The following is a 26,846-nucleotide window of genomic DNA, read 5'->3' as shown; positions in this document are numbered from 1 at the left end:
AGTTGTCAATATTCACGATCCGAAAAAACCGATTGCGCTTTTATTTGATCCGAGCTATAACTTCAGTTTTTGTCCTTAATAATTAATCTGTAACAAGGCTTCTGGAAGTCTACTGGCATCAGACTAGCACTCAGGCGTGCGATCGCCTCGCCTCCCCGTGTTTGTTGACATTCAAAACAGTCTCCTTTTCACCCTTGGCAATTCTCCAATTATCTTACGTCTTGGCGTCTTGCGGACGCGGTTGAAGAATAAAAAAAACCTTAAATACTCGACCTAAAAACTTAACAAGCAAGAATTATACCATGCAGTTAAGAGTTTGCTGCGTATTAAAAAAAATTGTGGAGCTGGTCTCGCCCCCAGATCCACATATTCACATAACAATTATGGTTCGATCGGTTGATGGTTCGATCGAGCCTCAGAGGCGAATGTTCAGAAGCCGATCGGCAAAATAAGACCCTCGCGGGCCATGACAGCCTTCGGAAAAGCGATTTGCACGTCTTCGGCGATGCGATCGAGAAAATCGTCAGTGTGAGCCGGATCGTGGTGAAAAATCACCACTCGTTTCACCCGGGCCTCCTTAGCCATTCTCACTGCTTCCTGCCAAGTCGAGTGTCCCCAACCCACCTTCGGAGACTTGGGGTTGTGATATTCCTCGTCTGTGTACATCGCGTCGTAAATCAGCACGTCAGCGTCGAGGGCTAAATTGTAGACATTCTCATCTAGCCGATCGGGAAAATGTTCGGTATCCGAACAGTAAACAACAGATCGGCCCTGCCAAGTCACCCGATAGCCCATAGCAGTATTCGGGTGATTCAGAGAACCCGTCCTAATCTCAATATCGTCCAGCATCATCGTCTGGTTGTGATTGAGTTCGTAAAAATTCAAATCTGCCTGCAAACCCATCAGCGGCACCGGGGAATTCGAGTGCAGCACCCGTTCGACGAAGTGCCTTTTCATGCAATCTCCATCCGGCGGAGTCGCCCCGTAAATATCAAAGCTATTGCCGCGGATGAAAGCTGGGGCGAACAGCGGGAACCCTTGAATGTGATCCCAGTGATAGTGAGTAAAAAACATATAAGCTTGCACGGGCATTTCTTGCACCAACTGGTCTCCCAGCATCCGCAAGCCTGTTCCGCCGTCAAAAATCAAGCGTTTGCCAGCGACTCGCATTTCCAAACAAGAAGTGTTGCCGCCGTAGCGAACAGTTTCCTGTCCAGGTGTCGGAACACTGCCCCGCACGCCCCAAAACTGTACGACAAAATCATCTATATCTTTTATTGATTCGGAGGGTTGAGGGCAATCAACGGGAGTTGCCGCTACAGAGGACAAGCTGATTTCCATTTTAAAATTCAGGCTTTAAGGTTCCACATTGTCCGTGATGGCGCAGCAGGTGGTCGCACAACACTAAAGCTACCATTGCTTCCACCATTGGCACAGCTCTTGGCAAAACGCAAGGGTCATGCCGTCCTTTGGCAGCCAGCAGGGTTTCTTCGCCCTCTCGGGTCACTGTACGCTGCTGCTGGCGAATTGTCGCAGTCGGCTTGAATGCCGCCCGCAAAATGATATTTTCACCGTTAGCAATGCCACCCTGAATTCCGCCAGAGCGATTCGTCACTGTACGAATTACACCCTTGTCATCAGTATAGTATTCATCATTGTGTTCGCTGCCCTTGAGCAGAGTCCCGGCAAAGCCCGAACCAATTTCAAAGCCTTTGCTGGCGGGCAAAGACATGATGGCTTTGGCCAAATCGGCTTCGAGTTTGTCGAATACCGGCATTCCCAGACCTTTGGGTACATTGCGGGCGACGCATTCGACTACACCGCCGATCGAATCTCCACTGTCGCGAACTTTTTCGATCAGTTCAATCATTCTTTCGGCACATTCGGCATCTGGACAGCGGACGATGTTGCTTTCTACTTGTTCTAAGGTAACAGTGTCCGGGTCGGCGACACATTCTAAGTCTTTGATGCGTTTGACGTAGCCGACTATTTCGACTCCTGCTGCTTGTTTGAGAATTTTTTTAGCGATCGCCCCTGCTGCTACTCTACCTATTGTCTCTCTCGCGGACGATCGACCTCCGCCTTGCCAGTTACGAATTCCGTACTTGGCATCGTAGGTAGCGTCAGCGTGAGAAGGGCGGTAAGTTGTCGCCATTTCGCCGTAATCTTGGGGGCGAGTGTCTTGATTGCGGACTAAAATTGCGATCGGCGTTCCCAAAGTTTTGCCTTCAAACACCCCGGACAGAATTTCGCAGGTATCTGCTTCTTTGCGGGGCGTGGTAATTTTGCTTTGGCCGGGGCGGCGGCGATCGAGTTCGGCTTGAATTTCCGATGCGTCGATCGACACTAGGGGCGGGCAACCGTCAATTACTACTCCCACACCGCCGCCGTGAGATTCCCCAAATGTCGAGATCCGAAATAAATGCCCAAAGGTATTGCCCATTATGCTTTGCCCTGAAACTTAATAATTTTTAGCTTAAATGGAATAGAGATTTACTGTATTTCTGAAAAATATACCATTGACGAGTAGGCGACAGGCGATCGCCCCACAGGCTCACTTTTTTACCGCTATAAAAATATCTCCGAGTCCGAGGGAGAGGGGGAGAGGGAGATGGGGAGAGGGAAAAAACCTTCCTTCTTCCTTACCTCCGTTACATCCCGTACATTGCTGGTTGCCGAACTTCCTTCTTCTTTAGTCTTCGTGTTCTTCAAAAGGATCTCTCAATTCCTTAGAAGGGGGACCGAAAGCGGTGTAGATCGAGAATCCGGTGATTGCCACCAGACACACGCCCAGTGAAATGCCTAGAACTGCTGCGGGTTCCATATTTTTGATCGATTATGAGTGCTCCACTCTATAATATTACAAAAAATAACAATCCGTCTGAAAGTCTAGTGATTTTAGGCGCAATACGGTATGGCAGCCAACCCTCACTCCCCCTTCTCCCAGTCCCCCATGCCGCATTTCTGAGAAATTGCGATCGCAATTAGCGGTAGAAATATGTCAAACTTTTCTGTAGAGATTCATTGTAGGTGACTTATGGCACAACGGACTTGGTTAGGAGATATACTCAAACCCCTTAACTCAGAGTACGGCAAGGTCGCTCCGGGTTGGGGCACCACGCTGTTGATGAGCGTTTTCATTGGACTGTTTTTCGTGTTCTTGTTGATTATTTTGCAAATCTACAACTCTTCGCTGATTCTGGAGAGTGTGGATATGGATTGGTCGAGCCTAGGCCGCTAAAAATTGATCACAAAACAGTAAGGCTAAAAGTAAAAGCTGAGGGTTGAGGAGAAAGGGTAAAAGCTAAGTTTTCCCGTTTTTCCTTACCCTTTCCGATTACTTTTGCCATAAATAAACAAGAAGTAACTAAACAAATTGCAGGAGAAAAACCATGAATATTTTTGGCATTGGTTTGCCGGAAATGGCCGTTATTTTTACGATCGCCCTATTGGTATTTGGCCCGAAAAAATTACCTGAAATCGGCCGGAGTATGGGGAAGGCAATTCGGGGCTTTCAAGACGCTTCGCGGGATTTTGAATCGGAGTTCACGAGGGAAGCCAAGCAGTTAGAAGAAGCAGTAGCAACTAGCAGCAAACCGGAAACTGAAAAACTCGCGGCGGCTACTCCCAAGGAAGATAGCACAGACAGTTAAATGAACAATACTCAGAAGTCGGAAACACCAGCGGAGTTAGTGATTCCCCAGCTAATAGTTGGGTTAGGCAATCCCGAACCTAAATACGATCGCACCCGACACAACATCGGCTTTAATGCTGTCGATGCCTTGGCTAAATCTTGGCAGATTTCCTTGTCGGAAAATCGCAAATTTCAAGGCATATTTGGCGAGGGAAACCGGCCGCGGGGACAGAAAATCCGCTTGCTGAAACCGCTTACTTACATGAATCTGTCGGGTCAAGCGATTCGGGCGGCGACGGATTGGTACAAAATACCTGCGGAGTCGGTATTAATAGTATACGATGATATGGATTTGCCGATCGGGAAATTGAGAATGCGACTTGCCGGTTCGGCCGGCGGACACAACGGCATGAAATCGACAATTTCTCATTTGGGCACAGACAAATTTCCCCGCTTGCGGATTGGCATCGGCAAACCTCAAAACGATGCTGCTAAAAATGAGAAAGATACGATTTCCTTCGTGTTAGGAAAATTTTCCTCAGAGGAAAGTCAGTTAGTAGAGAAAGTGCTTAAACTGGTTGTAGAAGCTGTGGAACTAAGTCTGCACCAAGGAGTAGAAAAAGCCATGAGCCTTTACAATAGTCGCACAATTGCAGAAACAAACGCGGAAACAAAAAGGTGAGTTCGAGACGTTTGCCTGAAACAACTGCATATGTCCGGGTTACTGGCCAATCTTGGCAAAAAGGCACGATTGAGGGTGAAGTGACTGCCGGCAATTTTGAGTGGCAGTTTCAGTGGCGTTTCACGTCAGAAAAAACACTGATACTTGAGCCTTCTCAGGGTAGGGCATTGATTCAGGAACCGCTGCACCGCTTTCTGGAAAAATGGGATTATCAGCTTGAACCTGGTGGGGATTATTCGTTTACGGTTCGGGCTGAATTTTAAAATCGATATTTATTTGGGAATAACTCTTGACACTTTATGCTAAATCTAGCATAATAGAAGTGTAGCTATAAACAACAGGAAGCGTGAAACATGAGAAAATTCTGAATAAAATACTGTAAAACTGACACAAATATCACTCAAAACTATATAAAATTCTTAATAAAATACTATAAAAATGACACAAATATCTGTCCAACCTGTTGTATGGATTGGAAGTTCTCTGAACGATCTTAGAGAATTTCCTGAAGATGTACATGACATGATGGGCTATGCTCTGTATCTAGCACAAACAGGAGGAAAACACCAATCTGCTAAACCTCTCAAAGGGTTTGGAGGTGCAAAAGTTTTAGAAATTACCGATGACTATGATGGGGATACCTATCGAGCTGTTTACACGGTAAAATTTGGAGATACAGTGTATGTTTTGCACGCTTTCCAGAAAAAGTCTAAAAAAGGAATTGCTACACCGCAACAAGATATTAAGTTAATCCAAGAGAGGCTAAAACGAGCTCAAGAACATTACGAAGAGTTCAAGAGTAAGTAAGACTGGAATCAGTAGTGATAAGAGTAGCTTATATTTCTAAATAAGCTGGAAATAGACGGCTTCTTATCACTACTTTTTCAGAAATAACTAAGACCAAGTAAAAAAGGGGGAAATCATGAGTAAGGAGATCGATATTCAAGTTAGTAGTGGCAATATATTTGCTGATTTGGGTATGCCTAATTCTGATGAAATGCTGATGAAGGCTGAATTGGTACGCCAGATAACTGAAATCGTTAGTCAAAGGAAACTGAATCAAGTTCAAGCAGCAGAAGTATTAGGAATTGACCAGCCAAAGGTGTCAGCGTTGATGAGAGGAAAGCTGACAGGTTTTTCAACAGAAAGGTTGTTTCGATTTTTAAATGCGTTAGGGTGCGATGTGCAAATTGTGGTGAAGCAAACGCTCGAATCGCCCGCAACCGCAGGGATTAGTGTTGTTAGCATCTGATATCGGAATAGTCACTTTTTTGTATGATTCACCTTCTTTGCATTCACTTTTATAAATCGGCGGTTTGTGAGCAAATCAGGTGGCGTCGCTTCTCGGTAAGCCCCGCAATGATACATTGTCAAAACAGCTTTGTAAGCCCAGTGATCAGAAGGTACATCGATAAAAGCAGTGGGCAGGGTTTCAAGCTGATTCTCCACGCAAGCAGGGAGAATTTGTTCTGGCGTTGCCTGCCGCTGAGTTTTAAAATCTGAGGAATGGGAAGGGAAAAGGGAATCGGGAAGGCAAACTTTCTCTAGTAGGAGGTCCCGATTCCAGTGATTCTTTAATTAAAGCAGGTGGCGTCCCTTCTCGGTAAGCCCCGCAATAATACATTGTCAAAACAGCTTTGTAAGCCCAGTGATTGGAAGGTACATCGGTAAAAGGATTTGGCAGGGTTTCAACCTGATTCTGCACGCAAGCATTGAGAATTTGTTCTCGCGCTGGCTGCACTTGAACTAAAGAATTATTTGGCTTGAGTTGAGCGGTAGTTTGTGCATTTGCCGGAGCTAGCAAACCTGTAGAAGTTAACAGTATAGCAGTGCCAAAGATGCTGATTTTCATAAGTTTATAAATTTCTGAATAAGTTGGGTGGTAGTGAGGACTTTAGTCCTGAAAGTTGTGGGAAATAAGGACTCTTCGTCCTTACTACAAACCTTTGGAATGTTCAGACATTTTTCGCATTCCCAAGGCAAAGACACTCAAAAACAACAGCCCGATCGCCCCAGCTAGCGGATTGCCGTTAACTCCTGTCACCCAGTCGGGAACCGATGCCGAATATCGCACTAACTGCCCGATGTTAATGATGTAATATCCCCAGATTAAACCTGCATGAAGCCCGATCGACAAACCGAGGCGATTTTGGCGCGATCTTTTTCCCCAAACCAGAATCAAACCCAGCAACAACAACCCCGGAAACTGCGGCCAACTCCCCAGCATTGCCGCGACAGGTTTGATAAAATGAGATAGGGCAAACACCAGGCTATTCACCCACAGAGATATTCTATTATTGTAATCCCGCTGCAACTCGTCCAGCAACCAACCCCGGAATACCAACTCCTCGGCAAAACCGACTCCAAGGGCGCTTAACAGCCCTTCTGCAATGATTCTCGGCAAATTATCAGAATTTTGCCACGCGACTAAGCCGAACAGCCCTTGCACCGCAAATAAGCTGAAAGTGAGCAAAAGCCCGATCGCCAATCCAATTAAAAGCTCAAAACCGTTTTTTCGCGTATTGATTAAACCATAACTTTTGAGTAATTGGGTTTGTCCGTAAACCTGTTTTCCCCAGCGCGGCACTAGGAACAGAAACTCAGTAAACAACAATCCCATTGTCAGAATAGTTGCTAGGTTACTATCTTTAACTAAGAGATAAATTGGTGCTGCTAGCGGCAGCCAAATTCCTAGCAAGATTAATAGGAAAATTATTACACGTAAAAGAAATGGATAACTGGCGATTTTGAGAGGGTTAATCATTGTTGTAAATGAGTTGAAATTGGGTAAATCGGCTTATTGGTCTGTCGGACAGTCCGACAGGGGTTAAAAAACCCTGTCTCATAGCGAAAGTCCTCTCAAAGAGGACTGAAATTTATCACAATCTAATTTAGGTTGGCAGTCGGTTTTAACCGACTTTTGCTATAAGACGGGGATTTAAATCCCCGGCGGGCTTGCGGGTGAATGCGAGAACTTTTGGCTGAGTCAGGCTTGAGTAAATCCGAGAGTTAGAATTTGGTAAACCCGAGAGTCAGGCTTGAGTAAATCCGAGAGTTAGAGTTGGATAAATCCGAGAGAATGTACAAAGCAGACGGAAAAAGCTAGAATGGCATCATATCGGTTGAAACTTTAAGTGAAGCAAAGCTATAACATCAGGTAACAATGACTGAAGCCTCGGATTTTTCAAATGTCGATCGCGAATTAGATGACACAATTTTAAGCTTCGCAGACATTCAGGCAGAACTCAACCTGCGCCACGCTAAAGATGCTCTGCGAGATATAGTAGAAAATCTCGACTTGACAGTTCAAGAGCGAACTGGACTAGAACCGGAAATTGGCGGGTTGGAGAAAATGCTCGACAAGCTAGAGCGCGCTTGCGTGCAAATAGCTGTGTTTGGAATGGTGGGAAGGGGAAAATCTTCGGTTTTGAACGCGCTGCTAGGTCAAAATGTGTTTGAAACTGGCCCGACTCACGGGGTGACTCGCACCACGACTATTGGCCAGTGGGATGTCGGAGAGGGAATTGATGAGAATTTGCCCGATGGCTTACGCCCCGCTACGCTACGACTTTCGCCAGTGATTTACCGTTTGTCGCAAGTTGAATTAATCGACACTCCGGGAATAGATGAAGTTGACGGCGAAACTCGCGAACTTTTAGCCCGCCGCGTTGCTCAACAAGCAGATTTGATTTTGTTTGTAGTTGCTGGCGACATTACAAAGGTGGAATACGCAGCACTTTCGCAGTTGCGCGAAGCCGGAAAACCGATGTTATTAGTGTTTAATAAAATTGACCAGTATCCGGATGCAGACAGGCTGGCAATTTATCATAAAATTCGAGACGATCGCGTGAGAGAATTGTTGTCTCCCGATGAAATTGTGATGGCGGCGGCTTCGCCTTTGACGGCGAGGGCGGTGCGCCGTCCCGACGGAAGTACGGGCGTGCAAATGACTCGCAGTTTGCCACAAGTGCAAGATTTAAAATTAAAAATTTTGGAGATTTTAGACCGGGAAGGCAAATCTTTGGTCGCGCTGAATACGATGCTCTGTGCGGGGGATATTAACGAGCAGTTGGTGCAGCGAAAAATGGAGATTCGAGATGACGCGGCTAATCGCATTATCTGGAACGGGGTAATGACGAAAGCTGTGGCGATCGCACTTAATCCAATTACTGTAGTTGATATTCTTAGCGGTGCGGTAATTGATGTGGTGATGATATTAACTTTATCTAAAGTTTACGGCATTGCGATGACGGAAGCGGGCGCGGTGGAATTGCTGCAAAAGATTGCGATTAGTATGGGGGGAATTACTGCGGGTGAATTATTGGCTAATTTTGGTTTGAGCTCGTTGAAAGGATTGTTGGGTTTGGCGACGCCGGCGACGGGGGGTTTGGCTTTAGGGCCTTATTTGTCTGTGGCGGTGACGCAAGCTGCGATCGCGGGGGTTTCTTCCTACGGAATCGGTCAAGTTACTAAGGCTTATTTGGCTAATGGTGCTTCTTGGGGAGATGATGGACCAAAGGCTGTGGTGAGCAAGATTTTGTCTTCTTTGGATGAGGATTCTATTTTAAATCGGATTAAGGAGGAGTTGCGCGCTAAGTTGGATTTGGGAAGTGTGGATAAACAGAAAGTTCAGTGAGAAGAAGGAAGGCACGACACGGATTTTGACACGGATACACGGATTAATTATCGACCGTGAGTAGTTATTTGTTATGTGTGAGGAACTACCAATAACCAATGCCCGATGCCCGATGCCCGATGCCAAATTCCTAATATTATGTTACTAACCATTTCTACAACTCGCGTACCTGCTACAGATTTAGGTTATTTGCTGCACAAACATCCCGATCGCCATCAATCCTTTCCGATGACTTTCGGGCAAGCCAGCGTGTTTTATCCAGAGGCAAATGCAGAAAGGTGCACGGCAGCTTTACTGTTAGATGTCGATCCGGTTGGTTTGGTGCGGGGCAAGTCGAAATCGGGCGATCGCCCTCTCGAACAATACGTGAACGATCGCCCCTACGTTGCCTCTTCGTTTCTGTCTGTCGCCCTCGCCAAAGTCTTTAGTACAGCTCTATCCGGGCGCTGCAAAGACCGCCCAGAACTCGCAGAAACAGCTATTCCTTTGACAGTTAATCTGTCGGTTTTGCCCTGTCGCGGTGGCGAGAAGTTCCTGCGGCAAATGTTTGAACCGCTTGGCTATCAAGTCGCAGCAAAACCCCTGATTCTTGACGAGCAATTTCCCGAGTGGGGCGCGAGTCCTTATTTTTCTGTGGAACTGCAAAATACTGTTCGTTTGGCGGATTTGTTAAGCCATCTTTACGTGCTAATTCCCGTGTTGGATGACGACAAACATTATTGGGTGGGCGATGATGAAATCGAGAAGTTATTGCATCACGGCGAAGGTTGGTTGAACGCGCATCCCGCCCGCGAACAAATTGCCAACCGCTATCTGAAACGCCAGCGCCGTCTGACGCGAATTGCTGTGGCACAGTTAGCAGAAGAAGATAATATCGACCCTGAGGAGAGCGAAGTTTCTCATCAGCAAGAAGAGGAAGTTTTAGAACAGCGAATTAGCTTGAATCAACAGCGTTTGGAAGCTGTGACGGAGGTTTTAAAGCAAAGTGGTGCTAAGCGTGTGGTAGATTTGGGCTGCGGTGAGGGAAAACTGCTGAAATTGCTTTTGAAAGAAAGCTCGATCGAACAAATTACAGGCGTCGATGTGTCCTTTCGTGCATTGGAAATTGCCAGGGAACGCTTGCAAATCGATCGATTGTCTCCCGCAAAACAATCTCGCATTCAACTAATTCAAAGTTCGCTAATTTATCGGGACAGCCGCTTAACTGGTTTTGATGCGGCGGCGGTAATTGAAGTGATCGAACATTTGGATTTAGAACGCTTAGCTGCTTTTGAGCGGGTTTTGTTTGAATTTATCCGACCCAAAAGTGCGATCGTCACAACTCCAAATATTGAATATAACGTTAGGTTTGAAAACTTGCCAGCGGGCAAATTTCGCCACCGGGATCACCGCTTTGAGTGGACAAGAGCCGAATTTCAAACTTGGGCGAAAGGGGTTGCCGAACGGTTTGGCTGTGGGGTAGAGTTTCGTTGTGTGGGAACCGAAGATTTAGAAGTAGGTTCGCCTACGCAAATGGCAATATTCGCCAATTGAAAATAATACCGACAGTCTATTTGTGTTTACAATATAGTTAAACTTGGAAAAATGCAGGCTTCAGCTATGAGTAAACCTATTCAAACCCGGATCGTTGAAATTGACAATTCTCAGGGCATTCACATTCCCCAATCTTGGTTAGAGCAAATTGGTATTAGCGGAGCAGTAGAAATTGAAGTTCAGGGCGATCGGATCGTCATTCGTGCAGCCCAGAAACCGGGTGCCGGCTGGTTCGTCATTTCTGGAGCCCCAAAACCGCGTGCCGGCTGGGAGGAAGCGTTCGCAAAAATGGCAGAGCAACATGATGATGTCCTTCTTGATGATGTCACCACTACGGAGTGGGAGGAGCTTGAGTGGCAATGGTAGTCAAACGTTTTGATGTTTTTCGAGTTAACCTTAATCCCACTGTTGGCAGTGAAATTAAGAAACCTAGACCTTGTTTGGTGATTTCACCAGATGAGATGAACAAGCGCATTGCCACTGTCATCATTGCTCCAATGACAACGAAACCGCGACCATATCCCAGCCGCATAGATTGTCATTTTCAAGGCAAAGATGGGCAAATCGTCCTCGATCAAATTCGGACTGTTGACAAAAATCGATTAGATGAATATCTCGGTCAAATCAGCGCTGACGAACAAAAAGCAGTTTTAGATACTTTGGTAGAGATGTTTGCTGAATAATAATATTAAATGAAAATTACGCTTCCCGAACTATCTCTAGTCGTTCTAATTGGTGCATCCGGTTCCGGCAAATCCACCTTTGCGCTGCAGCATTTCCTACCTACAGAAATCATTTCCTCGGATTACTGCCGCGGTCTGGTTTCCGACGACGAAAACAATCAAGCGGCCACCGCTGATGCTTTTGAAGTATTGCATTTAATCGCTGCTAAACGTCTGGCTGCAGGTAAGCTAACTGTGATTGATGCCACTAACGTTCAGCCGGAAAGCCGCAAATCTTTGGTGGAATTAGCCCGAAAATACCATTGCTTTTTGGTTGCTATTGTGCTAGATTTACCAGAAAAATTGTGTGGCGATCGCAATCAACAACGTGCAAACCGGAATTTTGGAAATCATGTAATCCGCCGCCACGTTCAGAATTTAAAGCGATCGCTCAAATCTCTAGATAGGGAAGGATTTCGCTACATTTACGTCCTGCGTTCCCCAGAGGAAATCGACGCGGTGGAAGTCGAGAGACAACCTTTGTGGAACAATCGCAAAGGTGACAGCGGCCCTTTTGACATCATCGGCGACGTTCACGGCTGCTGCGACGAATTGGAACAATTGCTGCAACAGTTGGGCTATCAAATTATCGAAAAATCCAGCGAATCCGATTTGGGGAATTTTCCCACCTACGCGCACCCGGAGGGCCGTAAAGCCGTGTTTTTGGGCGATTTGGTCGATCGGGGCCCGCGCATTCTCGACACCCTCAAACTCGTGCGAAACATGGTACTCGCAGAAACAGCTTTGTGTGTGCCTGGAAATCACGACATCAAACTGCTGCGAAAACTCAACGGCAAAAATGTCAAAATCAACCACGGACTCGAACAAACCTTAGCAGAAATTGCCGCTTTACCCGATGAATTGCGCGAATCAGCAGTACGAGAAATTAGCCAATTTTTAGATAGTTTGATCGGGCATTACGTGCTTGATGGCGGAAAATTAGTCGTCGCCCACGCCGGGATGAAAGCTGAATTTCAGGGACGCGCATCGCGCCGCATTCGAGATTTCGCCTTGTACGGAGAAACAACTGGCGAAATCGATGAATTCGCCTTGCCCGTCCGCTACAATTGGGCCGCCGAATATCGAGGTCAGGCAGCGGTTGTTTACGGACACACCCCCGTTCCAGAAACAGAATGGTTGAACAATACTGTTGATATTGACACCGGCTGCGTTTTCGGAGGCAAACTCACAGCTTTGCGGTATCCCGAAAGAGAATTTGTCAGCGTTCCTGCTGCTAGAATTTACTGCGAACCTGCCAAACCGATCGCATTTCAAGACAGCCCACCTCCACTTAACAGTAGAGACCTGAATTCACCCGTTATCAATAGCGGTTTGGCGGCAGTGAATCTCACCGCCCAACAGCAGTTTGATGACGTACTGGACATTAGCGACGTACTCGGAAAACGCATTATTTCAACTCGCCTGCAAAGTAACATTACGATTAAAGAAGAAAATGCGATCGCCGCCCTAGAAGTAATGAGTCGGTTTGCCGCCAATCCCAAATGGCTGATTTATTTGCCGCCCACAATGTCTCCCGCTGCTACCTCCAACGAACCAGGACTTTTAGAACATCCAGCCGAAGCATTTAGCTACTACCAACAGCAGGGCATACCGACAGTTGTGTGCGAAGAAAAGCACATGGGTTCCCGTGCAGTTGCGATCGTGTGCCGCGACGCACCGGCAGCTTTACGCCGCTTTGGCATTCTCAGCGAGAGTGTGGGCATTTGCTACACCCGCACGGGACGGCATTTTTTCGATAATTCTACCTTAGAAAGAGAATTTTTAGCGCGGGTAAATGTCGCTCTCACTGCGAGCAATTTTTGGGAGAAATTTCAAACCGATTGGGTGTGTTTGGACTGCGAATTAATGCCTTGGTCAGCCAAAGCTCAAGGTTTATTGAAAGAGCAATACGCCGCGGTGGGAACAGCATCTCGTCACGGCTTTGCGGAGGCGATTAAGAACTTAGAACAGGCAAAACAGCGGGGAGTTGAAATTAATTCTTTGCTAACCAGCTATCAAGAGCGAGCCGAACTAGCCGATCGCTATGTTCAGGCTTATCAGCGCTACTGCTGGCCAGTGAAATCGCTCTTAGACCTCAAATTAGCGCCTTTCCACATCTTGGCAACTGAGGGAACTGTTCACACTGACAAAAATCACTGTTGGCACATGGAACAGATTTCACAAATTTGTAAAGCTGACCCTGAATTTCTGTTAGCTACTGAATACAAAATAGTTGAAATTGGCGATTTTGACAGCAGATTCGCAGGGATTCAATGGTGGGAAAAACTGACGGCGGCGGGAGGCGAAGGAATGGTTGTTAAACCAATGGATTTTATTGTGAAAAATAGCAAAGGACTCGTACAGCCTGCGGTGAAATGTCGCGGTAAAGAGTATTTGCGAATTATTTACGGTCTGGAATATTCTTTGCCGGAACATTTAGAAAAATTGCGATCGCGCGGCCTTTCCGGCAAGCGTTCTTTGGCGTTGCGAGAGTTTGCTCTCGGTGTAGAAGCATTGGAGAGATTTGTTGCGGGTGCTCCACTGAGACGAGTTCACGAGTGCGTTTTCGGAGTTTTAGCGATGGAGAGCGAACCTGTCGATCCGAGGCTGTAAATTTATTCCATAGGACTTACGCTCCCTATCACACTTCTTCGGGGATGAGATGCCTGACGGTAATGAAATTAAGCATAAAAAAAAGGCGTTTGTCAAGTACAAACGCCTTTTTATAGAGTTACAAACGCGGCGTCTTATCTTGTTTAAACGACGCTAACCATTCGCGAATTTGGTCGGCCGCAATCTCGCGCCCGCCCAAACCAAAAGCTAGAGCAATGCCAACTGCGATCGCCCCGAGCAGCAGCCCGAAAGCCAAATTCACAATATCGCTGCCAATGCCCATTTGTTGCAGCGCCAAGGCCGCAACAAAAGCAATAATCGCGATCCGAGCCGTTTGGCCCAAAAGCCGCGCTTGGCGAGTTCCAGAACTGGCAATCAAACTAAACGCCAGATTCGCCAAATACAAGCCGATCGCAAATACCACCAAACCGGCTAGCACCCGGCCTGCAACCAGCACAATACCGCTAACAATCGCCGTCAGCGCTGGAATCTGCAGCACGTCGGTAGCCGCCACCACAGCAAACAGAATGATCGTCACCTGCACCACAATGCCGACAAACTCAGAAGGCGTGCGGGCTGGAAGTTCGGGTTCCTGAAGTATTGTTGCCTCCGGATCGATCGAACTCCGCGGTAGCCTCAGTTGCTGTTTCGGTGGCTGCACTCCCAACCAAGAAAAGACATTGTTAAAGCCAATTCCCGTCAGGATATTAGTAACCAAATCGGCTACCCAGCGCCCCAAAATGTAAGCAACCGCCAGAATCAGCGCTGCCGTGAAGATTTTAGGAACCGCGCCCAAAATGTCGTTGAGCATCGCGACTGCCGGCTGGGAAATCGCCTGAATGTCCAAAGCGTTGAGAGCTGCGATCGCCGTTGGGATCAAAATCAAAACATAGACGATCGTCCCGACAATCCAAGACAGCGATTGTCCGCCTGAAGTCCGCGAAATTCCAAATCGAGCGCCCAAACTGTCCGCCCCAGCAGCAGCCAACAGATTTGTGACAATCCGCCGCACCACCATAGCCAGCAGCCAGCCCACAAACCCAATCAGCACAGCTTCCAGAATTTTCGGAATAGCCGCCAGGATTTGGTTGAGCAAATTATTAACCGGCAGCAGAGCCTGCTGCATTTCCAGCGAGTCGAGAATCAGCGGCAAAAACAGCAGAAAAATGAACCAGTACAGCGCATTCGCCACAGTATCGCTCAGCAGCAAAGGGCGCTCAGTGGGCGCTGCGCCCACCTCCTGATTCAACCGCTCGTCCACGCTAAAACTCCGCATCGCCCGCGATACGGCCATTTTGGCTACAGTTGCCAACACCCAAGCAATCCCCAACCAAATTAGCGCGCCGGCTAACTTCGGCAAGAAACCGGTAATTTGATTCAGAAAAGTATTGAGGGGTTGCGAGACAGCCGTTAGATTCAGCCGGTTGAAAAAGGCAATTAGGAAAAAGACAAAAATGATCCAGAACACCGCTGCGGAAATCCATTTTTCCACTTGGGGGGCTCCAGCTCCTTCCGGGCGACCGGTAATCCAAGCAGCCAGCCGGTTGTCGATCGTAGTCTTCTTGAGCAATCCCCCGACTACAGAAGACACGAGGGCTGATACTATCAAGCCAATGAGCAGGATACCGACGGCCCAGATGAGATTTTCAATGTTTGAGCCCTGAATGAAATTGTTAATTCCGCGTTCGGCATCTGTCAGCGGATTCCCGGGCTGGGCCTGGGCCAAAATGCGATCGGACAAAGCCGCTATGGGGCCCGATATCGGTTGAGTTATTTCTTGCCAAGTTTCATTCATTTTTTTCTCAGGTTAACGTCAGATTTGACAAGGAGAAGACGAAACTTTAATAATAGTTCCAAAAAATCTAGACATCGCCTAAATTTAATGTTTGTACACTTTTAATCGTACTGGGTTAACTACAAAACCCTCTATCGAATTTGGGATCGACCCATCTCCGACTGCTTTTGGGCCAATATTCCAAGAACCTTTCACATCGGCATTTATGAATCCTCCAGTTTTGGTTCTGAACAATCATCTTTTTACCCTACTGCCAATGTAGTCGGAATGTTGTTGAATTGGTTCCAAATCCAAACCCGAACATTTGGATGTGTAACTCTCCTCAACTAACCCAACTTGAGTTTCCGCAAGTTGTCCTTTGTACTGCAATATTTGGCGAAATCGGCGCTGGGGAATACAGGCAAAATTTTGATTTTTAATCAAACCAGTATTAATCCCCTCTTTTAAATCCTGGTTCCCGCCTATAACCAGCAAGCCCATTTGATGATTGACGAGTTCTTTAATAATTGCGGAACTCGTCGTGTGGAAGTAATAATCCACTTTACAGTTAAGCTTGTGCCAGCATTTGGCAAGTTTTTTACTGTTGTTTTGCACTGCGGGCAGCAATGATTTCAATGCCGCTGAAACTTGATTGCAGTATTGATTGGTTGACTTAACACCCCGTCCGTCGTAGATTGTGGGTACTAACCCAAGAACATTGTAGGTTAATGTTGCCAGATTGTTTAATCCTAAATCTATGGCAGCTACTCTCTGATTTACTTGTAAAGGCTGTTCTAACTTCTCATAGAGCACCTCGACCCCATAACAACCTACTTTGGGAACCATCCGGATTTCCCGAATCGAGGTGACTCTTGAGGGCAACCAAATATTAGTCCCAGAGGGGCGAACATATCCTTTTTTTAAGGCTCTTTTGCTGACAGCTTGACAATTAAATACAACTACATAGCGCCCGTCCTCTATTTTTCGCTCTCTTGAACCTTTATAATGAGGGATTTGCGGTGCTGCTTTAAATGTAGTTGGGTCTTCTTGATACTTTCGCATCGCCAGATAATACCTACTCCATGCTTTGAGGACTAAGCCGAGGGTGCTTTGTGCTACCTTTGCGTGCAGTGCTTTGTAATCAATATTTGTTTTAAGCGCGCGATCGACAGCCAGAGCGTTTGTTTGTTGGGTAGCGAAAAAGTTTTGACGGTAGATGTAGTTAGCGCTGTTGTAAAGATTTTTGCACAGCCAAGACAGTCGATCGGCTTCTCTATAAAACCTATGATTTGGTTTAATGACGTGCCTTTCGATTAGCTGCATAATTGGTATATATACTTTAATTCAAGATGATACACTGTATTTATGAGTGTGTCAATCTTTTAATTTCTGGAAAAATTGACGGTACAAGTAAATAAATGACTATCAAGTAAGCAAAGTTTTGTAATACCCTCCTTGTTGCAGGTTCTCATGTCAATTCGTCAAGTTTTCGAGCAATCCATTGAAATTCGCGCTGCTGCTACTCTGGTCGAGCAGTGTATAGTCGATCGCACTTTAATGCACAAGTGGCTCAATCCCCTGCTGCGCTGCCAGCCCCAGGGCGAATGGGATACTGCTGTAGGAAGTCGGAGCTTATTTATCATAAAAATTCCGGTTTTGCAACCCACTTTAGAGAGTGTTGTGTTGGAGCGACAACCCGGTTTAATTGTTTGGGGGTTTGACGGATTTTTCAAAGGATGCGATCGCTGGGAATGCCAGCCCCAAATTCAAGGAACTCTCTTGATTAACCGCTTTGAATTTCAAATTCCCAATCCTTTAATTAGATTTGGTTTCAATCGCTTTGCAGCCCCTTGGACGCAGAAAGATATGAAAGACCAACTCCGCCGGCTCAAACGGGTAGCCGAGCAATTATCTCAAAAAATGGGTAATGGGTAATGGGTAATGGGTAATTGGTAATTGGTAATTGGCAATAGCTGAAAACGAGAGCTAATAGGGAAAAAAAGCAGCAGTTCCCAATTTCCAATCCCCAATTCCCAATTCCCTGCAACTTCAGTTATTTACTTCGCACTTCCCGAGGGACTGGGCTGACAAATCATTTGTCTGGCGGAATTCACCGCTTGGCCTGCGGTATTTTGTAAAGCCGGGGAATTCTGATACAAAGCTTGCAAATCTTGCACGTCTTTAATTACTCGATCGTAGATAGCCATAGCTTGATTCCCGTCAACTTCTAAGGCCGGAGGGCTGTAATTTTGCATCACTTCTATCAGTGATATTTTGCCATCTTTGGAAGCTGCGACTAAAGCATCGCGAAGTGCCGGCGCGCTTTGAGTCCGAGTTGCCGGCGTATAAGCAACCTCGCCCAATTGTTTGAAAACAATTTCCCCAAAATAAGTGCTTGCCAGCCGCCCTACTAATTGGGAATCTAAAGGCACTTCTCGGGTTAATATTTCGCGCACCGACTCGGGAGTTTGTTTCGCAAGACTCAGTACGCTTTGCAGTTGAGATGATGCTTTGCCTGTTTGTGCAAAGCTTTGCAAGTCGCTCATCGGTAAAGTTACGTCAACAGCACCGTATTTTACGGTAACATTGTCTAATGCAAAGGCTTTGCCGCTGCTGAGGAATACTGCACTTGTTCCCAGCAAAAGCGCCAAACCTAATGATAAAGACTTTGACATTCTTTTGGCTAAATGGGCTGACAGCGGTTGCATTCCGTTGAGATAACCTTGTTGAAACTGAAAGTTCATGAGTTTGTGCCTCTTTACGTCAAAATACTTTTTCGATCGTCTGTGCGGGTATCAGTCGGGAAAGTGGAGTCGGGATTTCCGTAAATGACCTATGATTTTACAGTCATGTCAAGCAAATTTAACCTATCAAAAGATAGGTGTCAATCGAACGCTTATATGTTAGTAGCACAGGGGCGATAATTTGATAGAGCTTTGCAAAACTTATAAAAGCGAGATTTGGTCGTCGGACAGCAGTTGATTGAGTGTCGCTTTCACGTCTTATAGTGTGCGACATATACGGAATTTAAGTTCAAAGATCCCGATCGAGCCAATCGAGCAATTGGCGAATTGTAGCAGCATCAGCAGCATTCGGAGCTTTTCTCAGGTATATTTCCAAATCGTGGCGCGCCTCGGTCAAGCGGCCAACTTGATAGTAGAGAATTCCGCGATCGCGCCGTTCCCCCAGCGCATCGGGAAACAGCAGCAAAATCCGTTCGATCGCCAAAAGTACCCTCACAGCATCTCGCTGCTGCAAGTAAATCGCCTTCAGATTTCCCAGCATTCGCCCCAAAAAATGCCGGCGACTTACCGGGGCTAGAAAAGTCGGCTGCAACTCCATCGGTTGACCGTAAATTTGAGAAAGTCTGGCTTGACAATCTTCAGGAAACAATATCTCGCCGCCGTTAAACGCATCAACAAAAATACCAGCATCTTCAAAATCCGGTCTAATTAAAAAATGTCCCGGCATCCCAATTCCCACCATCGGAAAATCAATGCGCTTAGCAACCTCCAAATAAACCAAAGATAAAGATATCGGAATGCCAGTACGCCGATCGATCACTTCATTCAAAAAGCTATTCCGGGGGTCGTAATAATCAACATCATTGCCCGCAAACTGCAACTCCCCGTATAAATAGCCGTTAATAGTTTGAATAATCCGCAGCGGATAATTCTGTGCCGGCAGGCGATCGCGCACTTCATCTGCGATCGTGTCGAGAGCGTTGAGATACTCCTCTGGCTCTAAATTTGGGTATTCTTCCAAAGCCATATAAAGAGCAGCTTTCGCCAGGTCGATCGAGCCATCAGGCTGATTTATTTCTCGATAAAAGAGTTGTCGGGCGATCGGAAAATCCATATTTATTATTGATTTATTTTTAATTTACTTGTTGGACTAATATCAGGAACAGGCAAGATGCCTGTTCCACAACAAAGATTATTCGGGTAAACAGGCATTTTTTGTAGTACAATTAACCTTTTTTATGGTAAAACAGTTATTTTTTCTTGTGGAACAGGCATCTTGCCTGTTGCAGCTTTTTGTAGTACAATTAACCTTTTTTATGGTAAAATAGTTATTTTTTCTTGTGGAACAGGCATCTTGCCTGTTGCCCAAAAGATATTTAAAAGAGTGCATTCTTTAAATTTTAATAGATTCTAAGTTTTTTTACCTAAATCAGCTACTATTTTTAATAAAGCTTCACGATATATTTTTTTGGAATCGAGCCAGACTGAAGTGAACGTCATCCGATATCAAAATAACTTTCAAATCCCGTGACTTTTGCCAATCACCCAACTGCGGCGAAAAATCCGAGCCAAAGTCGATTCTTCCAAAGCAAAATAGATAGGGCGGCCGTGAGGACAAGTGCGCGGATTGCGAGTTTTCTGCCATTCATCCAACAAATTCTGCATTTGCAAAAGATTTAAAGGAGTACCGTTTTTCATAGCAGTGCGGCAAGCAGTCGCAACTTGAGCCGCTTGCAAATCTGCGACTTTACTGAGTTCAAAAAGCGCATCAGCACAGTCATCTCGATCTGCTAACAATTCAGGAACTTCGCGGGCGGCCCATAGCTGTTCGCCAAAAGTTTCTACTTCCAAACCCAAGCGGGATAAATTGTCTATTTGCAGCGCCGATAACTGACTGAGAATCACTGGTTTTTCTAGACATTTTAACTGCCAAGCCGCGCACAATTGCTCGTACAAAACGCGCTCGTGAGCGATGTGCTGTTCTATCAACCACATTCCGCTGGAATGTTCCGCAACAATGTAAGTATTGTGAACTTGAGCGATCGCCCTCAATTCCATCAATCCTATTTGATCAGCTTTTTCCTCTTCACCGCCGCCATCATTCTGCCTAGCCGAAATCCCGACACTGTAAGCACTTTTTTGTTCCGATGCCTTCAGCAATTGTCCCACTCGCTCGGGAATTGGGGCAGCAGGCAAAACCTCATCATTCAGGTGCAAAGCACGAGCAATTGCCGCGCTAATTTGTTCTTGCCAAAAACTCGGATCGTGCAGATAAATTTCTACTTTAGCCGGGTGGCGGTTCCAATCGATTTCCGAGGGGGAGATTTGCAGGTGAACAAAACAGACTGGATAGCGATCGCGCGGACAAGTGCGGGCAAAGGCGCTGAGAATAGTTTGCTCTAATTCGGGCGATCGCACAACTCGCCGATTTACCCCAACTTTCACCCAATCCGGCCGCCTGCGGTGACAGCGATCGGGCAAACCAATTACTAACTCCAAACGCTGGGAATTAGGCATTTGGAATTGGGAACTGGCAACGGGTAATTGGTAATTAGGCTTAACTGTCGCTCCAACAAGTTGAGTTTCTATCACTAAATTTGCTGCTTTATTATTTGCAGGACTGGCAGGCAAATCTAACTTTAAATACTGCAAATCGCTCGATCGCACGCCGCGCACAAATTGAGGTAAAATGTGTTCCGCTGTGCTACCAGGAGTTACGTGCAAACAAGGCGTATTTCCTTGACGCAACTGCCAATTAACGTGCGGGTGACAAATAGCAATTTGCTGAAGGGTTAATTGAATCGATCGCATTTGCTGTGTCGGTGACAAAAAACTGCGGCGCACAGGCCAATTGCCAAACAAATTATCAACAGTCACCACCGTACCCGGAGCGATCGCCGCTGTTTCCACCTCCACAGCAACGCCCGCGTTGTTGTAAACCACCCGCCAGCCCGATCGAGCATTTTCAATTCCCCCCTTGTTAAAGGATGATTTGGCGGGGGTTTGTGCCGACTCTCGATTGTCCGAAAACTCCCCCAATCCCAAATCATTCGATCGGCTCAAAACCTCCAAACAGCCCAACTGAGACAAACTGTGCAAAGCTTCCCCGCGAAATCCCAAAGTAGCAATTTTGTAAAGGTCTGCTTCAGTGGTAATTTTGCTCGTACTGTGAGGCGAAGCCGCCTGCTGCAAATTTTCCAGATCCATTCCCGTACCATTATCTGCAACTTGCACCCGCCACTGTTCGGGCCAGACAGAAACAACAATGCGAGTTGCGCCAGCATCCAGAGAATTTTCAACTAATTCTCGTACCGCTGCGGCGATCGAGTCAATGACTTCGCCGGCGGCAATTAAGTTGATAACTTCTGTGGGTAAGGTTTGAATAGTAACTGGCATCAGATTTTTAGCAGTTCATTAATTCAATTCTACTTGATTCTGCAAGTCGCTACACAGTATTAGGACTTACACTCTTAAACCTGGTTTATTAGAAAATATTGTTTGATAACAAGATATCTACTCATCAACCAAGTCTCTAAGGCTTAGTGAGAAAGTCCTCAATATATATCTCCTTACCTACTTAAAGTGGCTCTGCTCAAGCCCTGGTTTTCGGCAAGCGGATGTAAAAAGTTGTTCCTTTTTCGTCCTCCGACTCATAAGTTATTTTCCCTTTGTGAGCCTCAACGATCGACTTAACAATCGCCGTTCCCAACCCAGTACCAGTCCGCTTGCCATAAGTCACAAACGGTTCAAATAACTTTTCTTTAATTGTCGGCGGAATCCCCGGGCCGTTATCGTAAATGCTAATTTCTGCCCACTCCTGACTTTGTGTCACCGCAATCTCCACCCGACCCCCTCTTCCGCCAAAAGCCTCAACCGCATTCCCAACTAAATTTTGTAAAACGCGCAAAATCTTATTTTCGTCTGCTTCCACTATGACTTCTGTCACCCGTACTACCAAATCTACTTTTGCTGCTTCGCAATAAACTCTGTTCAACTTTTCAAACTGCTGCAACGTCTGAATTAGATTAACTGGTTTTTTATGTAATACAGAATTACCGCGCGAAAATTCTAATACTTCTTCAGCCATCCCCAACATTCGCTGAACCTGCAATTGAATAAGTTCGCACCACTCCTGAGTTTCCTCATCTTCGTGCATTTCTTTGAGGATTTCTGTGGAGAGTTTAATTCCGGTAAAAGGACTTTTGAAATCGTGAATAATTGTGCTCACCATTTCTCCTACTAATACCATTTTTTGTTTGTGTACCAACTGGCTAACATATTGATCCGTGGTATCCCGTAAATTTTTAGTAATGAAACTAAACATTTGCAGTACCGAACTGCCTTTAGCAAACTGGAGAGTTTTTATGAGTTCTTCACGACCTATTTTCGCCAAAGTAGAGCCGGCAACTGCCACAGCTCTAGCACTGCGAGGTTCTCCGTCTAAAACTCCTAGTTCGCCAAAATAATCGTCGGGCTTAGCGACAGCAACAGTTTGATATTTATTGTTTTCAATGCGCTTGCTAAACTGGACTTTACCTTCTAAAACTAGATATAAAAAATCCGCAGTTTCTCCTTCTTCAAAAACCAGCGTTTCCTCAGCAAAACTCTCCAAAACAGCTATTTGGCAAAGGTGAGCAGCTTGCTCTGGTTCAAAATAAGACATAAATCGATGAAATGCCAGATCCATGTTAAAATACCTGAGACTTAATTTAAACAGTTTCTTTCTTCTATTTTCGCCGATCGGGATCGGTGCGTTAATAAAATACAATGCTGCTTTAATCTGCCTCTATTTTCTGACATCCCAGGCTTGGACGCAAGGATCTGGGTCGGGATGCAGAGCCAGACTAGCATAGGAGCAGCAGTAATCTCACCAAAATTCTCAGTTAATTGACTAAAATACATAAATATTGTACTATTCTTTAGATTTATATTGGATGTGCGGGCGGGTTCTCCGGGCCGCCTCAGAAGATTTTAACTGTAGAGAGATCGTGTAATTTAAATGCCGATCGACCGAGTTTGCAAAAATTAACACTCACCCGATAAAACGATCGCAGCATTCTGTCCGCCAAAGCCAAAACTTAAACAAACCGCATTTCTGACAATAGCCGATCGCGCACAGTGAACAAAATCTAATTCAAACCCCGGTTTTTTCATTCCAACGCAAGGCGGCAACATCTGATCTTTAATACTCATCAAACAAAAAGCCGCGCCCAAAGCTCCCGAAGCTCCCAAAGTATGACCCGTAGCTCCCTTAGTCGAACTAACAGCAACTCCTCGGTGAAATAACTTCTCAATTAACAGTGCTTCGTGTCGGTCATTTAACTCAGTTGCAGTACCGTGAGCGTGAATAAAATCTATATCAACCGCCGCTAAATTACTGCGTTTCAAACATTGATTTACCGCCGCGATCGCACTTTTCCCCCCCAGAGCCGGGGCAGTAGCATGGCAAGCATCATTTGTCAAGCCAAAACCGGAAATTAGACCGTAGATTTTAGCGCCGCGACGCCTTGCCAACTCGGCGGATTCTAATACAAATAAAGCCCCGCCTTCACCGAGCACAAACCCTTCCCGATTTTCGTCAAACGGATAGCACCCAGTGTTTGCCAAAGCACCCATCCTGCTAAATCCAGCCAGAGTCAGCGGCGTGACAGGCGCTTCCACAGCACCTGCGATCGCCCGCTGACACTCACCGGTGCGGATTAAATCAACAGCGCGGGCGATCGACCAAATACCCGTCGCACAAGCAGCCATCGGTGCCAGTACCGGCCCCGTCGAACCAATTGCCCTCGCCGCTGCCATCGCCCCCATGTGAGGCAAAAAATTCACAAATTGAGAATTGGTAATCGGTAATTGGGAATTGGGAATTGGGAAGTGGGAATGGGTAATTGGGAATTCCCTTGCTTCTTGCGACTTCCCTCTTCCGAATTCCCTCAGACTTCTTCCAACTTCCGTCTTTCTTCCATCCGTTACATCCCGTACATTGCTCGTTGCCGAACTTCCTTCGCTTGCCAACTGTTCCAAATTTGCCTGGAAGCCTCGGCTAGAACCGATCGCAATCCCGCAATCAGGCAAAGGCAAAGTTAAATTAGCATCTTTCAAGGCATCTGCTAAAACCTGCCGAATTAAAGTTATTAAATCGATAGGTTTTGTGCTAATTAAAGCCAAAGGTCGCCCTTCAATTTCTATAAAAGGTTGATGTTGCCTAATTCCTGATTCCCCAGACAACAATCTTTTCCAGCTACAATCCAGAGTGCCTAAAGCAGAAACCAGCCCGATTCCCGTAACAACAACATCCACAAATGCCCTCAGCTTCCCAAATTTTTAGTCATTAGTTATTAGTTATTAGTTATTTATGATTGGAACTAATTATTAACTACTAAGCAACGAGCAACAACTGATATCGTTTCCGGTTGCATCGGAATAATAAAATCGAGTCAACCGTCAACAGTCAACAATCATCTCGATCGTGCAACCGGAATTGATATGACGAGTTACGACTGACTATTGACTACTGAACAGGCTTAAAATTTTCCAAACCCTGAGTAACAGTAGCCTTATCAATGCGATCGCCCGCTTCAATCTTATCAATCACATCCATCCCTTGCTTCACGTAGCCAAAAACCGCATAGCTGCCGTCCAAAAACGGTACATCGGTCAAAGTAAAGTAAAACTGAGAAGAAGCCGAATCAGGATTCTGCGATCGAGCCATAGCCACAGCCCCGCGACTGTGCATCAACACGGGTTTCTCCTTAACCCCAGCTTCTTCTAGCGTTTTGCTATAAGTCGGATTTGCAGCACCTTTAGCTTTAATTTCTAGAGGAATCCTGCGTTCTGCAGAAGTTTTTGGGTCAATAAAACCGCCAGTTCCCAGCCGCGCCGTAGGGAATTTAGGGTCTTTACCCTGGGGGTCGCCGCCCTGAACTACAAAAGGCTGAGGTTCCCTGACGACTCGGTGAAAAACCAATCCGTCGTAGACACCTTTCTGAACCAAATCGACAAAATTGCCCGCAGTAATTGGCGCATTTGTGCCGTCGAGTTCGATCGTAATTGGAGCACCTTTAACCGTCATCACCACCGTTGCTTTTCCTTGCAAGCGTGGCAAATTGCTAAATTGCGAACTCGCCGCTACAACAGCAGGAGACGGAGACGGAGACAAAGAAATATTTTCACCTGACGCCGGATTCGGTGTCGGAGTAGAGTTGGCCACAGGGGAACTACCGCATCCTCCGACAAACAACGCACCAATTATTAAAAGTGAGAACAACCACCGCTGAATTTTGATTTGCATTTGCATTTGTATTTTCACTTTGAGTCAATTACGGACTTTGCAACTAAAGATTTTAATTCAATAGTCCGAACTGTTTTTAGTTCGTAGTCTGAAACCTGCGATTTTCCTTGGATAGCGAACTTGCCTAATCGCCTTGAAACTCTTATTGTACGGTTGGAAATCAAAAACTATCCGAAGTATTGTTAATTGATAGATTCAAAAATTGGTAACGGGCTTACTCGCAGAGCGATATTTTTCACTTACCAGGTAGGTAAGGTGCGCGACCCGGCGCACCCTACGAGACATTACCAATCTAAAATCTAAAATCGCAAATCGAAAATCCCTATAGTCCTTCTAGGGGAACTTGCAAAAATCGAGCCAATTCGGCCGCTTGATTTTCCACTTCCGACAAAGCAATCGGCTGTCCGACTCTAGTCAAGGGAAACTGACGGCGGTCTTTGAGCTTAAGATAAATACTGCGGCGGGGACTGAGACCTTCTTTAATGTCCACCCGCACAGATTGCACGTCCGATGTCTTGCAAGTAAAATCAAGCTTGCGGTTTTTGCCGGGAAAACCCCAGCGAAAGATCCGAATGTTACCAGTTTGTCGATCGAACTCGTTGTAACCGCCACCGACATCCCAGAGAATAGTCAGCCACAGGTAAAGCGCCAACAGCACGCCGCAGACACCGTAGAAACTCATCGCAATGCCTTGGGGGATGAAAATGAGCTGAGTCGGGTCAGCAAAAGGCAGCAGGTTAACGTGCAAGTAGCTGGAAATGCCCGACAGCAGGAAACCAGTCCCTCCAATGCTGACCACCGTCGCCCACCAGTAATTGCTGAAGCGGCGGGAGCCCAAAACCGGGTAGCGCAGGACAGGATCGATCGAGGTCATTGTTTTTGCAGTCATAAAATTAAACAGCCTTAAAGCCAAATCTTAATTCAATTAGCCCACCGAGCGTCACGCTTCGCTGACGAGATCGCGATCGACCGATCGGCATTGTGTATCAACTGCTGCTAATTATGTTGAAAAATTCTGAACTTCTAATATATAGTTATGTTAACTTTAATTAGAAACCTTAGTCTTTTAACAAGCAAAAGGATTTTACCGCAATGACAATCGCAGTCGGACGCGCCCAGACCGAAAGAGGCATCTTTGATGTCCTCGACGACTGGCTCAAACGCGATCGCTTCGTCTTCGTAGGCTGGTCTGGCATCCTGCTATTCCCCTGCGCCTACCT

At 46.1% G+C, this 26,846-nt stretch carries 26 protein-coding genes and 1 pseudogene; 13 read left to right on the top strand and 14 right to left on the bottom strand.

Annotated features, from left to right (window positions below; genetic code table 11):
* Positions 1-429: 429 nt before the first annotated feature.
* From QUB30_RS17780 to psbN, 3 genes are all read right to left on the bottom strand, one after another.
* Positions 430-1,341 carry an MBL fold metallo-hydrolase gene (locus QUB30_RS17780; RefSeq protein WP_333335770.1) on the bottom strand — a complete coding sequence of 304 codons (912 nt, stop codon included), beginning with the start codon at positions 1,339-1,341 and terminating at the stop codon, positions 430-432.
* 1 nt (position 1,342) lies between these two features.
* A complete protein-coding gene (gene aroC, locus QUB30_RS17775; RefSeq protein WP_190659307.1) occupies positions 1,343-2,443 on the bottom strand; it encodes a chorismate synthase in 1,101 nt (366 codons plus the stop codon).
* Between the two features lie 249 nt (positions 2,444-2,692).
* Positions 2,693-2,824, bottom strand: a complete 132-nt coding sequence (psbN, locus tag QUB30_RS17770; RefSeq protein WP_006633693.1) for a photosystem II reaction center protein PsbN — start codon at positions 2,822-2,824, stop codon at positions 2,693-2,695.
* 213 nt (positions 2,825-3,037) lie between these two features.
* Between psbN and psbH the strand changes: the two genes are divergently transcribed.
* The 6 genes from psbH to QUB30_RS17740 all read left to right on the top strand — a co-directional run bounded on the left by psbH (position 3,038) and on the right by QUB30_RS17740 (position 5,568).
* A complete protein-coding gene (psbH, locus tag QUB30_RS17765) occupies positions 3,038-3,241 on the top strand; it encodes a photosystem II reaction center phosphoprotein PsbH (protein WP_015176007.1) in 204 nt (67 codons plus the stop codon).
* A 151-nt stretch (positions 3,242-3,392) separates the two neighbouring features.
* Positions 3,393-3,653, top strand: a complete 261-nt coding sequence (locus QUB30_RS17760) for a TatA/E family twin arginine-targeting protein translocase (protein ID WP_172189683.1) — start codon at positions 3,393-3,395, stop codon at positions 3,651-3,653.
* The gene (gene pth / locus QUB30_RS17755) at positions 3,654-4,316 is read left to right on the top strand and encodes an aminoacyl-tRNA hydrolase (RefSeq protein ID WP_015176009.1); all 663 of its coding nucleotides are present in this window, start codon (positions 3,654-3,656) and stop codon (positions 4,314-4,316) included.
* Positions 4,313-4,579, top strand: a complete 267-nt coding sequence (locus QUB30_RS17750; RefSeq protein ID WP_332958583.1) for a DUF3146 family protein — start codon at positions 4,313-4,315, stop codon at positions 4,577-4,579. Before pth ends, QUB30_RS17750 begins: the two co-directional genes overlap by 4 nt.
* A 175-nt stretch (positions 4,580-4,754) precedes the next feature.
* Positions 4,755-5,123: a type II toxin-antitoxin system RelE/ParE family toxin gene (locus tag QUB30_RS17745; protein ID WP_333335766.1), complete on the top strand. Its 369-nt coding sequence runs from the start codon at positions 4,755-4,757 to the stop codon at positions 5,121-5,123.
* 115 nt (positions 5,124-5,238) lie between these two features.
* Complete coding sequence (locus QUB30_RS17740; protein ID WP_333335763.1) at positions 5,239-5,568, top strand: helix-turn-helix transcriptional regulator; 330 nt, start codon at positions 5,239-5,241, stop codon at positions 5,566-5,568.
* A 240-nt stretch (positions 5,569-5,808) separates the two neighbouring features.
* Here QUB30_RS17740 and QUB30_RS17735 read toward each other — a convergent pair whose 3' ends face one another.
* Both QUB30_RS17735 and QUB30_RS17730 read right to left on the bottom strand, forming a co-directional pair.
* Complete coding sequence (locus tag QUB30_RS17735) at positions 5,809-6,168, bottom strand: S-layer protein (RefSeq protein ID WP_333335760.1); 360 nt, start codon at positions 6,166-6,168, stop codon at positions 5,809-5,811.
* Between the two features lie 84 nt (positions 6,169-6,252).
* Positions 6,253-7,080 carry a CPBP family intramembrane glutamic endopeptidase gene (locus QUB30_RS17730; protein WP_333335757.1) on the bottom strand — a complete coding sequence of 276 codons (828 nt, stop codon included), beginning with the start codon at positions 7,078-7,080 and terminating at the stop codon, positions 6,253-6,255.
* Positions 7,081-7,479: 399 nt separating this feature from the next.
* Between QUB30_RS17730 and QUB30_RS17725 the strand changes: the two genes are divergently transcribed.
* The 5 genes from QUB30_RS17725 (at position 7,480) to QUB30_RS17705 (ending at position 13,820) form a co-directional block, all read left to right on the top strand.
* Positions 7,480-8,952, top strand: coding sequence for a GTP-binding protein (locus QUB30_RS17725; protein WP_333335753.1), 1,473 nt, complete (start codon positions 7,480-7,482; stop codon positions 8,950-8,952).
* Positions 8,953-9,090: 138 nt separating this feature from the next.
* Positions 9,091-10,485, top strand: a complete 1,395-nt coding sequence (locus tag QUB30_RS17720) for a 3' terminal RNA ribose 2'-O-methyltransferase Hen1 (protein WP_333335750.1) — start codon at positions 9,091-9,093, stop codon at positions 10,483-10,485.
* A gap of 66 nt (positions 10,486-10,551) precedes the next feature.
* Positions 10,552-10,851 carry an AbrB/MazE/SpoVT family DNA-binding domain-containing protein gene (locus QUB30_RS17715; RefSeq protein ID WP_333335748.1) on the top strand — a complete coding sequence of 100 codons (300 nt, stop codon included), beginning with the start codon at positions 10,552-10,554 and terminating at the stop codon, positions 10,849-10,851.
* Positions 10,845-11,168 carry a type II toxin-antitoxin system PemK/MazF family toxin gene (locus QUB30_RS17710; protein ID WP_333335745.1) on the top strand — a complete coding sequence of 108 codons (324 nt, stop codon included), beginning with the start codon at positions 10,845-10,847 and terminating at the stop codon, positions 11,166-11,168. Before QUB30_RS17715 ends, QUB30_RS17710 begins: the two co-directional genes overlap by 7 nt.
* Before the next feature lie 9 nt (positions 11,169-11,177).
* Entirely contained in the window at positions 11,178-13,820 is a 2,643-nt protein-coding gene (locus QUB30_RS17705) for a polynucleotide kinase-phosphatase (protein WP_333335741.1), read from the top strand.
* A 118-nt stretch (positions 13,821-13,938) separates the two neighbouring features.
* Here QUB30_RS17705 and QUB30_RS17700 read toward each other — a convergent pair whose 3' ends face one another.
* The gene (locus QUB30_RS17700; protein WP_333335738.1) at positions 13,939-15,615 is read right to left on the bottom strand and encodes a mechanosensitive ion channel; all 1,677 of its coding nucleotides are present in this window, start codon (positions 15,613-15,615) and stop codon (positions 13,939-13,941) included.
* Positions 15,616-15,849: 234 nt separating this feature from the next.
* Positions 15,850-16,917, bottom strand: coding sequence for a transposase (locus tag QUB30_RS17695; RefSeq protein WP_333335735.1), 1,068 nt, complete (start codon positions 16,915-16,917; stop codon positions 15,850-15,852).
* A gap of 147 nt (positions 16,918-17,064) precedes the next feature.
* On the opposite strand from QUB30_RS17695, the gene QUB30_RS17690 reads away from it, so the two are divergent.
* A complete protein-coding gene (locus QUB30_RS17690; protein WP_333335732.1) occupies positions 17,065-17,529 on the top strand; it encodes an SRPBCC family protein in 465 nt (154 codons plus the stop codon).
* A 122-nt stretch (positions 17,530-17,651) separates the two neighbouring features.
* Here the strand turns inward: QUB30_RS17690 and QUB30_RS17685 are convergent, their stop codons facing one another.
* The 7 genes from QUB30_RS17685 to QUB30_RS17655 all read right to left on the bottom strand — a co-directional run bounded on the left by QUB30_RS17685 (position 17,652) and on the right by QUB30_RS17655 (position 26,515).
* On the bottom strand, positions 17,652-18,338 hold the full coding sequence (locus tag QUB30_RS17685; RefSeq protein WP_333335730.1) for an alpha/beta hydrolase: 687 nt from the start codon (positions 18,336-18,338) through the stop codon (positions 17,652-17,654).
* A gap of 289 nt (positions 18,339-18,627) precedes the next feature.
* Positions 18,628-19,452: a transglutaminase-like domain-containing protein gene (locus QUB30_RS17680; RefSeq protein WP_333335727.1), complete on the bottom strand. Its 825-nt coding sequence runs from the start codon at positions 19,450-19,452 to the stop codon at positions 18,628-18,630.
* Between the two features lie 404 nt (positions 19,453-19,856).
* Positions 19,857-21,734 (bottom strand): DNA mismatch repair endonuclease MutL, encoded by a 1,878-nt coding sequence (gene mutL, locus QUB30_RS17675; protein WP_333335724.1) that lies wholly within the window; start codon positions 21,732-21,734, stop codon positions 19,857-19,859.
* Between the two features lie 196 nt (positions 21,735-21,930).
* Positions 21,931-23,025 (bottom strand): ATP-binding protein, encoded by a 1,095-nt coding sequence (locus tag QUB30_RS17670; RefSeq protein WP_333335721.1) that lies wholly within the window; start codon positions 23,023-23,025, stop codon positions 21,931-21,933.
* A 338-nt stretch (positions 23,026-23,363) separates the two neighbouring features.
* Entirely contained in the window at positions 23,364-24,635 is a 1,272-nt protein-coding gene (locus tag QUB30_RS17665; RefSeq protein WP_333335717.1) for a beta-ketoacyl synthase N-terminal-like domain-containing protein, read from the bottom strand.
* A 211-nt stretch (positions 24,636-24,846) separates the two neighbouring features.
* Positions 24,847-25,632 (bottom strand): peptidylprolyl isomerase, encoded by a 786-nt coding sequence (locus QUB30_RS17660; RefSeq protein ID WP_445300514.1) that lies wholly within the window; start codon positions 25,630-25,632, stop codon positions 24,847-24,849.
* A 316-nt stretch (positions 25,633-25,948) separates the two neighbouring features.
* Positions 25,949-26,515, bottom strand: a complete 567-nt coding sequence (locus tag QUB30_RS17655) for a photosystem I assembly protein Ycf4 (protein WP_333335710.1) — start codon at positions 26,513-26,515, stop codon at positions 25,949-25,951.
* 203 nt (positions 26,516-26,718) lie between these two features.
* Between QUB30_RS17655 and QUB30_RS17650 the strand changes: the two are divergent.
* A pseudogene (locus QUB30_RS17650) lies at positions 26,719-26,846 on the top strand (photosystem II D2 protein (photosystem q(a) protein)); the annotation flags it as partial.

It is taken from the genome of Microcoleus sp. BROC3 (assembly GCF_036702515.1).
Classification (GTDB): Bacteria; Cyanobacteriota; Cyanobacteriia; order Cyanobacteriales; family Microcoleaceae; genus Microcoleus.
Note: the sequence above shows the minus strand (reverse complement) of the source record. Positions and strands in the feature narration are given on the sequence as shown.